The following is a 12,632-nucleotide window of genomic DNA, read 5'->3' on the forward strand; positions in this document are numbered from 1 at the left end:
TTAGATCTCCACCATAGCAATCAGGTCATTCACACGAGTGAGTGTTTGAGAAAGGATTTTTTCTACATAAAAACGCTTTAAACAGTTTTTCGCGACGTGTAAACGATACGCTGAGCTAGCACGTCCATCATCTAAAGGCTGATAGTCTTGCGACAATGCCTGCTGCGCCTGAATCATCAATTCTGCTGTAATTTGCTGGTCTTCTAATATGGCTTCTGTATATTTTGCACGTTTGGGAATAGCCGCCATACCACCAAAAGCAATTCTTACATTGTGAGCGACATCATCATTATCTAACTCACAAAAAATGGCTGCACATACCGCAGAAATATCTTGCTCAAATCGTTTGGCAATTTTATAGCTGGCAAATTTAAAACGTGTCTGCCCTTCGCGAAGCGGAATAACAATCGCTTCAACAAACTCACCAAGTCGTAATGCTATTTTTTGATAGTCTAAATAAAAGTCTTCCAAAGCAATTTCACGAGTCTGCTCACCTACACGCAAAATCAATCGTGTACCTAGCGTAATTAATGCCGGCATTGAATCACCAATAGGCGAACCATTAGCAATATTTCCACCTAGTGTTCCTGCATTTTTAATCGGCATGGAAGCAAAACGGCGCTGTAACTCTTGAAAGTCGGGATAAAAATCTGAAATTTTAATGAGTGCATCGCTCAAACTTACATTTGCTCCAATCGTTAAAGCATGGTCTGTGACTACAACCTTTTTCAGCTCTTCAACTTGACCGATATAAAGCATATCGCCCAAATCACGGCCCTGCTTTGTTACCCACAAACCTACATCTGTGCTACCTGCAACAATACGTGCTTGCGGCAACTGTAAACGTAAAGTAGCAAAATCCTGCAAAGTCTTGGGTGCAAAAAATTGCTGCTTTTGATCATTCAAATACAATGCAGGTAATGTTCTGATCTCTTTTAATACATCAATTACTTTTTGACGTTCTAATACCACACGTGGATAGTCATAAGCTTTTTGTGCTGCATCTAAAATAGGGCGATAGCCTGTACAGCGACATAAGTTTCCAGAAAGATAATCACTGATTTTATCTTTGCTTAGAGACTGTTGTTCATTTTCATACATTGACCATAACGACATGATAAAACCGGGTGTACAAAAACCGCATTGTGAACCATGCATATCGACCATCGCCTGTTGTACCGGATGAAGTGTGCCATCTGGTACTGGCAATAAGCTATGAAGGTCTTCTACTGTAAATAGGGCCTTACCATCTAAAGTTGGTAAAAACTGAATACACGCATTCACACTACGTAATTGCAGGTTGTCATTGACCAATTCACCAATCACTACTGTACATGCACCACAATCGCCCTCAGCACATCCCTCTTTTGTACCAGTCTGCCTAGTCTTACCAGTTTGAGTATATTCTCGCAGAAATTGTAAAACCGTCATTGTGGGTACTATATTTTCTACTCGCTGCTGACCACCACGGAAAAAGAAGGTGATTGGACGTTCTAACATGTTTTATCCTTATGCTTTATAATAATGCTTCTGTGCAAATATGATGCCATTAGGCGATCATTTAGAACTTATCAATATTAAGCGCACATTTCATGTCCAAACACTTGACTATTAACGATAAAAAACATGAAATTTATTCATCTTTTATCAAGCGTACGGAAAAACCAAAATAAATATAGTGCGAGGATTTATGAACATCAGGTCATGTTTCTGATACAATGCCGAGCTTGTCTAATAGAGTAAATTTATACGTCTTATGTCAATGCAGCAATCGTACGCAAATATTCTGACTGCCGTCGGTGAAGACCTTAATCGTCCCGGCCTTAAAGATACGCCTGTGCGTGCGGCTAAAGCTTTTTCATATTTAACTTCTGGCTATAGTAAAACTTTAGAAGAAGTCACCAATAATGCTGTTTTCCCATCAGATAACCATGAAATGGTATTGGTGAAGAATATTGAATTTTATTCGCTCTGCGAACACCATCTTCTCCCATTCTATGGCCGTGTTCATGTTGCCTATTTACCAGAAGGCAAAGTTCTTGGCTTATCTAAATTTGCACGTATTACCGAGATGTTTGCTCGTCGTTTGCAAATTCAGGAAAACCTTACTCAGCAAATCGCTGAAGCTGTTGCAGAAGTCACTGGCGCTCGTGGCGTTGCTGTAGTCATCGATTCAGCACATATGTGTATGATGATGCGTGGTGTAGGTAAACAGGAATCTACAACCCGTACAGTTTCATTTGTCGGAGATTTTAAAACCGATAAAGAAGCACGCCGTGAATTCTTAAGTGCAGTACCAGAAAGCTACTAATATAGTTTTTACTGTCTAAATAAAAGCCCGACAATGTTGGGCTTTTTTATAGCTGAACGCGATAAACTTCAATCCAATTCTATAAAACATAACAATTAAATTAGGTGATTTTTGTTATAAAAGTAGGCATCTTTCTTTTTAAATAATTTATGAGCTAATCATGCGATTTAAAAAAATTTCTTGTCTACTTTTATCCCCGCTTTTTATTTTTAGTACCTCAATTTATGCGGGCAATACACCAAAAGACCAAGAAATTAAAAAACTGGTAGATCAAAATTTTAAACCGTTATTAGAAAAATATGATGTGCCAGGTATGGCTGTGGGTGTTATTCAAAATAATAAAAAGTATGAAATGTATTATGGTCTTCAATCTGTTCAAGATAAAAAAGCCGTAAATAGCAGTACCATTTTTGAGCTAGGTTCTGTCAGTAAATTATTTACCGCGACAGCAGGTGCTTATGCAAAAAATAAAGGAAAAATCTCTTTTGACGATACGCCTGGTAAATATTGGAAAGAGCTAAAAAATACACCGATTGACCAAGTTAACTTACTTCAACTCGCGACGTATACAAGTGGTAACCTTGCCTTGCAGTTCCCAGATGAAGTAAAAACAGACCAACAAGTTTTAACTTTTTTCAAAGACTGGAAACCTAAAAACCCAATCGGTGAATACAGACAATATTCAAATCCAAGTATTGGCCTATTTGGAAAGGTTGTAGCTTTGTCTATGAATAAACCTTTCGACCAAGTCTTAGAAAAAACAATTTTTCCGGCCCTTGGCTTAAAACATAGCTATGTAAATGTACCTAAGACCCAAATGCAAAACTATGCTTTTGGCTATAACCAAGAAAATCAGCCGATTCGAGTTAACCCCGGCCCACTCGATGCCCCAGCATATGGTGTCAAATCGACACTACCCGACATGCTGAGTTTTATTCATGCCAACCTCAACCCACAGAAATATCCGGCTGATATTCAACGGGCAATTAATGAAACACATCAAGGTCGCTATCAAGTAAATACCATGTACCAGGCACTCGGTTGGGAAGAGTTTTCTTATCCGGCCACGTTACAAACTTTATTAGACAGTAATTCAGAACAGATTGTGATGAAACCTAATAAAGTGACTGCTATTTCAAAGGAACCTTCAGTTAAGATGTACCATAAAACTGGCTCAACTAACGGTTTCGGAACGTATGTGGTCTTTATTCCTAAAGAAAATATTGGCTTAGTCATGTTAACCAATAAACGTATTCCAAATGAAGAGCGTATTAAGGCAGCGTATGCAGTTTTAAATGCAATAAAGAAATAATTTTTCCCTAAAATAAAAAGAGAGAAATAGTCATCATCTATTTCTCTATTTTTTATAGGTATATGGTTTAAAAGAACCAAACATATCCTAAGCTTGATTTCATCCAGTCCAGATGATTTTGTTTTTCATAATCCCAATTAAAGCGAATGGCATTATTACTATTAATGGCATATTGCCACTGTGTATTTAGCCGTAAGTTCCATTGGTTTTGGTCTTCCCAATATGGCAGCTCAACTTGTACCACAGTGTTAAATTTTTCAAACCACTGATTCATACATCCTAATGTCGGCCCTACTCCCACACGCCAGCCTTTATCTAAATTTGTACCCGCTTGGACATAAGTTTGTACCTGCCCATAGCAAATATGTTTACGCTCATAATCTGCAAGACTGTAACCAACCTGAGCATTAAAACTCGCGACGCCATGCTGCTTTTCATCACTATAAACGCCGTCATGAACCGCTTCCTGACGCCAGCCTAAGTTAAATCCCCAAGTCAGCGGAGTTTTAAATGGTTGAATCGGGTTATAAGAGTTCACTTCTAACAGATCAAGATGTTCTAGTTTTAAATGATCATCTCGCCACTGTGCATTACCATTTAAAAATAATAATTGAGTACCGGCACGGTATCCGCCCTGCGGATCTATTAAATCATGATAAGCCTGTCTATGACCTATCTCGATAAACTTGTCACCTTGCACTTCGCCCAGTTTTAACGAAACATTACGTGCATTATGGCCTTGAGTCGGCTCGGTTGATGGTCTTTTAGGTTCTTGGCGCTGTTTGTCTAAATCAATCTGACTTCGTAGTGCTAAAAGCTGTCTAAGCTGTGGCTGAGCAAAGCTTTCTTCAACTTTGCGGCCAATAAACTGTAGATATAAATCATCATAAGCCATCTCAAGAATTTTGGCCTGATCTGATGGGCTAAATGATTTAAGTGTTTCCGAAGACTCTTTAATTGGCTTCATTGCTAACTGATGAGCAACTTTAGCTAAAGATGCGCCATGCTGGTGAGCTTGGGCCAATAATTGAGTTTCTAAAGCAGGTCGATACACAGGAGCTTTGGTGAGTCCTTGTTGTTGCATCGCTTTAATGGTTTCCATTGGAATAGAAGCGTAGTTAAACTTTTCTTGTAGATGAGATTCAGGTTTAACTAAATCGACTAAGCCCAATAACCGATATGCACAGTTATCACTCACAAAGTAATAAGGAAAGCTTACATGTTGCATTTCCCAAATATGACTCACCAAAAACCGCGTTTCTTCTGGAGATAGATTTAACTCATATTCCCACAAATCACGGCTCTCAAAATCACCATATTCTTTTACCTTACGATAGTAAGGCATAAGTGAGTATTCACCCGGATACTGCCCTGTTAAGCCTTTCCATGCATATGACCAGTTGTCATTGCCTGCCACTGTTGCTGCATAGTTTACGGCATAAGAAACGAGGTTTAACTGCTGTTGATCTTTAGGATCTAGACGCAATAAGGTATGCCCAAACATTGAGCTTGGATTGCCCATAAAATCTGTGGCGTAAATTAGGGTCGCTTTATAAGGCTTAATCTGCCCAATCCAGTTTTCAAATTCTGAACATTTTACTTGCGGCAACTCATTTTCTTGAATGCCTAATTGCTGTATAAGCCACTGACTGCGTGCCGGAAATTTACAGCGAATTGACTGGTTATCTTGCGTAGGTATAAATAATGCCGAGATGTCTGCTTTCAGTTCTTCTTTTAAATTATTTTTTCCATTTTCTGATAGAAAATAGCCAGCATAAGTGACCTCACTTTTCTGGTTTTTATTGGCATACATGAGCCTTTGCCATGTAATGTCTTGGTCTAATTTTTTTTGTTCTGCAATGGACCAGTAGTTTTGAATAGATGGATTTGTTTCTGCTGAATACGCAATATTCACTGCCAAAGAGGCAAAAATTAAAACAACCGATTTCATTAAGCTCATCAATTTTAATCATTAAATATAAGAAAAACCCTGCCAAATGACAGGGTTTTCAATTTCAAACTTATACGTAAGCTTTTAAAACTTCGTCTTTAGCCATTACGTTTTGTAATGATGCTAATACTTGAAGTGTGTTTTGGTTGTTTGTTGAATAGATTTCACCAAAGTTTGCTTTTGAAACTTTGAAGAAACGGTCTTTATCTTGTGGTTTGATTTGCATTAACTCAGCAAGTACATTCAGGCTTTCACCTTGGCCTACAGCCATGTCACGCGCTAAAGCTTCTGCATTTTCATTTGTGAAAGTAACAACTTGTGCTGTAACTGTTCCACCCTGACGGCAACCTAAAGTACCGAAAGTAATACCTAATAATTGGTTAGTAAAAATACCGTTTGTTGTTGCAGCAAGAATTTTAGGCACCACTCCTTTTTGGCCAGCCCATACTTGCGTACCCACACCACAACCTACATCGTTATCAGCCATAGCAACACTTGAACCAGCTGCTAACAAAGCAGCTAAAGCTAATTTTTTTAACATAGATGTATATCTCCAAAAATCATTATTGATTGTTTCTTATGTATTGTTATGTGTAATTCTTATTACACGATATTAAAGATAGCGATAAGCCAATCATTTAGCAATTAAAAAATAAATAATATGATAAAAAGTGTAAAAGAAAAATTTATCTTAAATTCCAATTACCTTGATTATCTCGATGACCTAATATTTTAAGTACTAACACTAAACTCAAAAGCAATAATAAATACCATGATCCAAGTTTACCCCACCCCACCATATGCCAAGCCTCTACCTGACTTGGATAAAGCCAAATTTTATAAAAGGTACTAATATTTTCAGCAATCCAGATCAGAAAAGCGAGTGTAAACAATACAGGCAACATCGGGATTTTAAATTTATGCTCATTTAAGTGGAAATAAAGTTTTGTTTTCCAAAAAATAAAAACACTGATGGCAAATAAAATATAGCGAATATCGGGTACAAAAAATTTACTCATAAAGTTTATATATGAGAAAAATGCCAGTAAAAGCATACTTCCAAAACTCGGAAGTTTTTCAAATGAAACTTGCAGCAGGCGTATTGAGCGTGCAAAAAAACTACCTACGGCAGAGTACATAAAGCCTGCAAATAAAGGCACAGTTAAAATTTTAAATACCGCAGGCTGCGGATATTGCCATGACGCAATCGCAGGGTGTGTTAAGAATATTTCCATGGCCATCGCCATGACGTGAAATAAAGCAATAACTTTGGCTTCTGCCCATGATTCAAGTTTTAAATATAAAAGACAGATCTGAATCAGCACTGCATAGATGAGTAAATAGTCATAACGATAAAAACCCATATATTCATGGCTTCCCATCGACGCAGTTAGGGCAAAAGCGATGAGAAGCAAAATACCAAACAAGGCTGCCGAAACAGCCTTGCCAATAAATTGAAGAGGTAAAAACAGATATTGCACAAAAAACTATCCTAGATATTTAGCACTATATTCATGTACCGTATCTACAAAGATTTTTGGCTGTGCCGGATCTACCCATTGGGTAATACCGTGCCCTAAGTTAGCAACGTAACCAGTCTTCTCACCGTTTGCATAAGCATCGTCTAACATTGCCATTACAGCTTTTTCAATTGAAGCAGCCGAACCATATAAAACAGCCGGGTCAAGGTTCCCTTGTAAGGCAACACGACTTGCTACCGTGGTTCGAGCCGTATTTAATGGTGTCGTCCAGTCCAGACCTAATGCATCGGCACCTGTCGTGATCATTGGTTCTAACCATTGACCGCCACCTTTAGTGAACACAATCACTGGAATACGGCGTCCATCTTTTTCACGGTGTAAGCCCGCGATAATCTTCTTCATATAGTTAAGAGAGAACTCTACATATTCACGGTGTGCTAAAGCCCCACCCCAACTATCAAAGATTTGAATTGCCTGAGCGCCTGCATCAATTTGCGCATTTAAGTAGTCAATGACTGAATCTGCTAAATGGTCGAGCAACGCATGCAAAACTTCCGGCTGCGCATACATCATTTGCTTGGTAAAACGGAACTCTTTGCTTGAACCGCCTTCAACCATATAAGTCGCCAGTGTCCAAGGACTACCCGAAAAACCAATCAGTGGAACTTGTCCACCTAAAGCAGAACGAATCGTACTTACTGCGTTCATCACATAATCAAGATCGGCTTTAGCATTAAGCTTAGGTAAGTTAGCCACATCTTGTTCAGTACGTACCGTTTTATGAAACTTCGGACCTTCTCCAGTTTCAAAATACAGTCCAAGTCCTAATGCGTCTGGAATAGTTAAAATATCTGAAAATAAAATTGCTGCGTCTAAATCGTAGCGACGCAAAGGCTGTAAAGTCACTTCACAAGCAAACTCTGTATTTTTGCATAAAGATAGAAAGTCACCAGCTTTTGAGCGTGTTTCCCGATATTCAGGCAAATAACGTCCTGCTTGGCGCATCATCCATATTGGAGTGGTATCTACAGGCTCACGTAATAAAGCACGTAAGAAACGATCATTTTTAAGTGTCGTCATTGCCGATCTCTATCTTTTTCATGTGGCAGCATCATAACAAAAGGTGAGTGTTTTTATAATTTCAATTTCACACAAAAAACTTGCCAATCTACTAAAAAATGCATATTTACACAAAAGTCTACTGCAAGAAGAAACGTTTTCTGCAATACTTGCAGCATGTTACATCGGGTTTATTTATATCCCTTCGAGTCTCAAATAAGCCAATATTAAATTCATAAGAATGAATGATTGGTGAGTTTATGGCCTAAAGGATCTGATTTTCCCTATTGCTTATATGAAAATTCTTAAGGTTGAATTACATGTTTGTTCGCTCATTACTCGCTATGAGTTTAAGTTGTATTATTGCTAATGTTGCTTTGGCTGCGTCAACAACTGAGCAACCACTGAACCCTAATAAAGTATCTGCTCCTGTAGAAGATCCGATTGATCCGCTTGCTGTAGATGCTGCTTCAACTGTAAAAGCTCAAGCTCAGACTCAGATTACTGCACAAGAACAAAATGACCTAAATAGAGCGTCAACAACATTACAAAATTTACAAAAAGCTGAAGACCAAAATGCTGATTCAGGTATTGCCGCTTCAACACCAGTAGCTACGGCTAAAACCACAACAGCTACTGCGTCTACAGCAACTTCTGCGCCAGCGGTTACATGGACATTAGATAGCTTAAACAACGCTGAGTGGTATGAAAATATTGGCAAAGGCCAACTTCCAGTTTATGCACGCGCTCACGTTATGCTTAATAATGCACATGCTTCACCGGGTGCTATCGATGGCATGAGCGGTAAAAATACCTTAAAAGCAATTGCATCTTTCCAGCAAATGAATGGTTTATCTCCTACTGGCGAGTTAACTAAAGAGACTTGGGATGCGCTTGTTGCTAAACAAAACAAACCAGCATTTATTGAATACACCATTACCGATGCCGATTTAAAAGGTCCTTACGCACAATCAATTCCTTCTGACTATGCTTTACAAGCAAAAATGAAAGGTTTGTACTACACACGCGTAAGTGAAATGTTGGGCGAGAAGTTTCATATTGATGAAGCCTTCTTAAAGAAAATTAACCCGACTGCGACATTCAAAAAAGTTGGTGAAAAAATCATTGTTCCAAATGTACGCAATGACTTACCAGAAGATATTCACTTGATTATTGCGCATAAAGGTGCAAAACAGTTGTATCTGTTTAACAGCCGTAACCAAATGATTGCGTCATTTCCTGCAACAATTGGCAGTACTGATACGCCATCTCCGACCGGTACTTACAAGGTAGTAGGTGTAGCACGTAACCCTTGGTACAGCTATTCTCCTTCTAACTTTGTACAAGGCAATAACTTAAAACCGCTGTCATTACCACCAGGTCCAAATGCTCCTGTAGGTAATATCTGGATTGGTTTAAGCAAAAAATCATTTGGTATTCACGGTACACCAAACCCGTCTTTAATTTCTAAAACTGCATCACACGGTTGTATCCGTTTAACGAACTGGGATGCTAACGATTTAGGTAATAAAGTACGTTCAGGCGTAACTGTTAAATTCTTAGAATAATCCTCGTAATTAAAAGAGCCTGCTTTATGCAGGCTTTTTTATTAAATTTTTTAGCATAGGCCGTGGAATATTAATTATTGTTTTGGCTATAAAAATAAAACCAGTCTAGGGTTTCTAATTACACAGCAATTTTTGTATTTAGAATATTTAACATGGTTTGCATCTTAGCTTCTGTTTCTAGCCATTCAGCTTCAGCATCTGACCCTTCAACAATCCCCGCGCCTGCATACAAGCGCATTTTATTTTCACTGAGCAGACCACAGCGAATCGTTACTACCCATTCTCCATTACCCTCGGCATCCATCCAGCCGACTAACCCCGTGTAATAATGTCGATCATAACCTTCATGATCTAAAATAAATTGCTTAGCAACATGAGTTGGTGAGCCACAGACTGCTGGGGTTGGATGTAATTCTAATGCAAGATTTAAAGCATTCGGAGCTTGTTGCTTAAGCACACCTTGGAATTCTGATGATAAATGCAACATCGTTGATGTTTCTAAAATATCTGGAAATTCAGAAACCTTAAGCTCTACACAATGAGTAGCTAAATTTCTAATAATATTTTCAACCACAATTCGATGTTCATGTTGGTCTTTCTCAGAATGATTTAATTCTTGTTGGCTGACGAAATTTTTTTCAGAAATTTGAGATTTAGGACGAGAGCCAGCCAAAGGATTACTGGTTACAATACGCCCTTGTTTTGATAAAAGCAGTTCAGGACTTGCGCCTAGAATATAATTATTATGTTCGACTGGAATCACAAAATTATAAGCATTTGGATTTTGCTTTAATAAAGCAGCCAATAAATTTTCTGGCTCTTGATGACGGTTAAACTCATATTCAACAGCCTGAGACAGAACAACTTTTTCTACCTTCTTTTTCTCAAAAGCATCTAAAGCTAGCTGTACTGTACCTTCAAATTTTTGTCGTTGAATGAGTAATGATTTATTAATTATCTCAATGTTATTACGATTTTTTAATGAGTTAATCGTAGAAGATACTTGTGTTATTTTTTTATGATCAGCATAAAAATTTAAGCTACTTTTCTTTGTAATATCAAAAGGTATAGCACCAATTAAAACTGGATTTTGATGGCCTTGCTTTTTAATTTCTTCAAAGCATTTTGCAATCTCTTCATTCAATAGTGTGGTATTTGCTGCAGGTGTATTTAACGTTTTAATAAATTCGCTCACCTCAAGATAATAATTCTTCGTAGAAAAACATGAAAATTTCTTTTGACCGATATGATCTAAATTTTGCTCTACTGATATTTGAGTCTGCATCATCTGTATATCACCTCTCACATTGATTTTTTTCAAGCAAATTCTGTAGTACTTCTTTTTAAATATAAGGATATAAAAATACTGAAACACACATTAATGCAAATGATTATTATTATCAATAAAAATTTAGTTTTCAATGCAAGAAATTGTAATTATCTCGTTATTTGTATGAAAAAAATAAACTTTAACCTCTAGAGTTATCTCGCTTAAACTTTCTTGTCTAAGGTAAAAATAAAGAAACGCACCATCTAGCGCTTTAAATTTTATATTCTTAAAATCAATAATTTGCTTATATTTTAAATAAAATGCCTTAATGATACTTTCTTTAGCGGAGAATATTAGCAAATATAAATATGCTTGATTTCTTAGTAGCTTTTCAATTTCTGCTTGCTCGTTTTTGTTGAGAAAAACATCATAAAATTCATCTTTCTTTTGAAAAAAAATATAATGTTTTTGAGACTCTATATCGATTCCAAATATTTTTTCTTTAGGTGTGTTATTTCTAGCATATGCGATGGCATAACATGATTTTTTTGATCCAACATGACTAATCCCCCCCATCACTCCTTCGGGCCATAGGGGTTCCCCATGTCTACCTTGATAGACAATAGAATCTTGTAAGTTAAAGCTTTGTAATGCATATTTTGCTGCTAAGCGCCCCGTCAAGAACTCTAATTGACGAATGAAGCGTGAGCTTTTTATATTCGGTGGAAGAAATATATTCAGCTCCTGATAGATATGATCAAGCTGAGGTATTTCTTTGATTTGGCTGAGCTGGACCTTATGTATATCTATCCCGAAAGCTGTTAGCTTTTCATATTGAATATTTATTTCATCCAGACATGAATTAGCCCCTCTACTTAGCTGCTTCTTCGTATTCATAGCATGGACTTTATTCAATATTCACGGTCAATGTTTCAACGATGGCAGCAATGTTTTCAAGCATCTTCACTCGAGTTTCGGGATTGAGAAAGTAGAAATGATCCCCTTCAAACTCAATGCTTCCTAACCAATTTTCTGTGTGTTGTTGCCATGCATCCATCATTCTTTTGTTAGGAATATCAGGGTCCTGTTTGCCATAAAATGCAACGATCGGAACCTCAGTCTTATGAATCTTCTCGCTAAGTAATTGATCACTAAGATAGAAATCGTTACGAATGATTTTGAGAAAGAATGTGAGTGCTTCCTGATTATTTAAAATTTCGTCAGGAAAATTATTGTATCGCTTTAATTCATCAATAATTTTTTCATCAGTTAGCTCATGCTTGTACCGCATATGTTGAATATAGTGGTGCTCAGGTCGGCTACTTATAACAATTAATCTCAACTGATCAATTATGGGTTTTTCATTCAAATAATTGAGTACTTTCCAAATCAAGCCACCTCCTACACTATGTCCAAATAAAATAAATGGTGTGTCTGAGTAAGCTTGTATTTCATTGGCAATTTGCATAGCCAATAGATCAGGATCATCAATCAATGGTTCATTTATTTTTATACCATGACCCGAATATTCAATAGGAATAATACGAATATTGTCAGAGATCTGCTTTTTCCATGGATGATAAATACTCGCGCTACTCCCCGCAGGCGGTAAACAGAACATATTATATTGATGTTTATTCACTTAAGAATTCTCCAAATATTAAGCATTTTTCTTTTATA

General features: G+C 37.3%; 11 protein-coding genes. 3 read left to right on the top strand and 8 right to left on the bottom strand.

The features are described 5' to 3' along the window. On the bottom strand, window positions 1-1,500 hold the full coding sequence (xdhA, locus tag RFX69_RS11140; protein ID WP_289332511.1) for a xanthine dehydrogenase small subunit: 1,500 nt from the start codon (window positions 1,498-1,500) through the stop codon (window positions 1-3). 262 nt (window positions 1,501-1,762) lie between these two features. Here xdhA and folE point away from each other — a divergent pair, with 262 nt between their 5' ends. Together folE and RFX69_RS11150 are read left to right on the top strand one after the other, a co-directional pair. Continuing rightward, a complete protein-coding gene (gene folE, locus RFX69_RS11145; RefSeq protein WP_001187844.1) occupies window positions 1,763-2,311 on the top strand; it encodes a GTP cyclohydrolase I FolE in 549 nt (182 codons plus the stop codon). Window positions 2,312-2,471: 160 nt separating this feature from the next. Then, window positions 2,472-3,623 carry an extended-spectrum class C beta-lactamase ADC-290 gene (locus RFX69_RS11150; RefSeq protein WP_268871846.1) on the top strand — a complete coding sequence of 384 codons (1,152 nt, stop codon included), beginning with the start codon at window positions 2,472-2,474 and terminating at the stop codon, window positions 3,621-3,623. A 67-nt stretch (window positions 3,624-3,690) separates the two neighbouring features. On the opposite strand, the gene RFX69_RS11155 is transcribed toward RFX69_RS11150, so the two are convergent. The 4 genes from RFX69_RS11155 to hemE form a co-directional block, all read right to left on the bottom strand. Continuing rightward, a complete protein-coding gene (locus tag RFX69_RS11155; RefSeq protein ID WP_289332512.1) occupies window positions 3,691-5,583 on the bottom strand; it encodes a DUF4105 domain-containing protein in 1,893 nt (630 codons plus the stop codon). A 61-nt stretch (window positions 5,584-5,644) separates the two neighbouring features. Further along, entirely contained in the window at window positions 5,645-6,115 is a 471-nt protein-coding gene (locus tag RFX69_RS11160; RefSeq protein ID WP_000914200.1) for a DUF3015 family protein, read from the bottom strand. 145 nt (window positions 6,116-6,260) lie between these two features. After that, complete coding sequence (locus tag RFX69_RS11165; protein ID WP_289332513.1) at window positions 6,261-7,055, bottom strand: DUF817 family protein; 795 nt, start codon at window positions 7,053-7,055, stop codon at window positions 6,261-6,263. Window positions 7,056-7,061: 6 nt separating this feature from the next. Then, window positions 7,062-8,135: a uroporphyrinogen decarboxylase gene (gene hemE / locus RFX69_RS11170; protein ID WP_289332514.1), complete on the bottom strand. Its 1,074-nt coding sequence runs from the start codon at window positions 8,133-8,135 to the stop codon at window positions 7,062-7,064. Window positions 8,136-8,434: 299 nt separating this feature from the next. Between hemE and RFX69_RS11175 the strand changes: the two genes are divergently transcribed. Next, a complete protein-coding gene (locus tag RFX69_RS11175; RefSeq protein ID WP_000498089.1) occupies window positions 8,435-9,682 on the top strand; it encodes a L,D-transpeptidase in 1,248 nt (415 codons plus the stop codon). A gap of 118 nt (window positions 9,683-9,800) precedes the next feature. Here the strand turns inward: RFX69_RS11175 and basJ are convergent, their stop codons facing one another. From basJ to basH, 3 genes are all read right to left on the bottom strand, one after another. Further along, the gene (gene basJ, locus RFX69_RS11180; protein WP_289332556.1) at window positions 9,801-10,970 is read right to left on the bottom strand and encodes an acinetobactin biosynthesis isochorismate synthase BasJ; all 1,170 of its coding nucleotides are present in this window, start codon (window positions 10,968-10,970) and stop codon (window positions 9,801-9,803) included. Between the two features lie 123 nt (window positions 10,971-11,093). Next, a complete protein-coding gene (gene basI, locus RFX69_RS11185; protein WP_289332515.1) occupies window positions 11,094-11,849 on the bottom strand; it encodes an acinetobactin biosynthesis phosphopantetheinyl transferase BasI in 756 nt (251 codons plus the stop codon). A 10-nt stretch (window positions 11,850-11,859) separates the two neighbouring features. After that, on the bottom strand, window positions 11,860-12,594 hold the full coding sequence (gene basH / locus RFX69_RS11190; protein WP_001032906.1) for an acinetobactin biosynthesis thioesterase BasH: 735 nt from the start codon (window positions 12,592-12,594) through the stop codon (window positions 11,860-11,862). Window positions 12,595-12,632 lie beyond the last annotated feature (38 nt).

Origin of the sequence: Acinetobacter sp. 148, from assembly GCF_031196675.1 — a bacterium.
Lineage (GTDB): Bacteria > Pseudomonadota > Gammaproteobacteria > Pseudomonadales > Moraxellaceae > Acinetobacter > Acinetobacter baumannii.

Excerpts from the sequence above, each read along its gene's own strand:
- xdhA (WP_289332511.1), bottom strand. The coding sequence starts at position 1,500 with ATGTTAGAACGTCCAATCACCTTCTTTTTCCGTGGTGGTCAGCAGCGA.
- folE (WP_001187844.1), top strand. The coding sequence starts at position 1,763 with ATGCAGCAATCGTACGCAAATATTCTGACTGCCGTCGGTGAAGACCTT.
- RFX69_RS11150 (WP_268871846.1), top strand. The coding sequence starts at position 2,472 with ATGCGATTTAAAAAAATTTCTTGTCTACTTTTATCCCCGCTTTTTATT.
- RFX69_RS11155 (WP_289332512.1), bottom strand. The coding sequence starts at position 5,583 with ATGAGCTTAATGAAATCGGTTGTTTTAATTTTTGCCTCTTTGGCAGTG.
- RFX69_RS11160 (WP_000914200.1), bottom strand. The coding sequence starts at position 6,115 with ATGTTAAAAAAATTAGCTTTAGCTGCTTTGTTAGCAGCTGGTTCAAGT.
- hemE (WP_289332514.1), bottom strand. The coding sequence starts at position 8,135 with ATGACGACACTTAAAAATGATCGTTTCTTACGTGCTTTATTACGTGAG.
- RFX69_RS11175 (WP_000498089.1), top strand. The coding sequence starts at position 8,435 with ATGTTTGTTCGCTCATTACTCGCTATGAGTTTAAGTTGTATTATTGCT.
- basJ (WP_289332556.1), bottom strand. The coding sequence starts at position 10,970 with ATGATGCAGACTCAAATATCAGTAGAGCAAAATTTAGATCATATCGGT.
- basI (WP_289332515.1), bottom strand. The coding sequence starts at position 11,849 with ATGAATACGAAGAAGCAGCTAAGTAGAGGGGCTAATTCATGTCTGGAT.